Genomic DNA, 330 nt, shown 5'->3' with positions numbered 1-330 from the left:
GCCAGCACTTCGGCCGCGTCGGCAGGCTCGGCGATCGGCCCGCCGTGGCACAGGACCAGGACATCGGGCCGTCTCGCGTGGGCTGCGTCGGCCATCGCTTGAACGCGCCCGATCGCCTCGTCGATGCCCAAAGCGGATTGCGCCCCGATCATCCCCTTCGTGGTCAGCCCGACGTGAGCGACCACCACGTCCGCCCCTGCGCTCGCCATCGCGGAGGCCTCGTCCTGATTGTGCACATAAGGACAAGTCAGGAGGCCGAGCTGATGGGCCCGAGCGATCATGTCGACCTCCTTGTCGTAGCCCATGCCGGTCTCCTCAAGCCCTCTCCGG

General features: G+C 68.2%; 1 protein-coding gene. It reads right to left on the bottom strand.

What is annotated here, in order from left to right:
• Positions 1-305: phosphoenolpyruvate hydrolase family protein (locus AB1L30_RS00150; RefSeq protein ID WP_367011339.1), on the bottom strand; the 305-nt coding region annotated here is incomplete at its 3' end.
• Positions 306-330 lie beyond the last annotated feature (25 nt).

The organism is Bremerella sp. JC817 (assembly GCF_040718835.1).
Classification (GTDB): Bacteria; Planctomycetota; Planctomycetia; order Pirellulales; family Pirellulaceae; genus Bremerella.
Note: the sequence above shows the minus strand (reverse complement) of the source record. Positions and strands in the feature narration are given on the sequence as shown.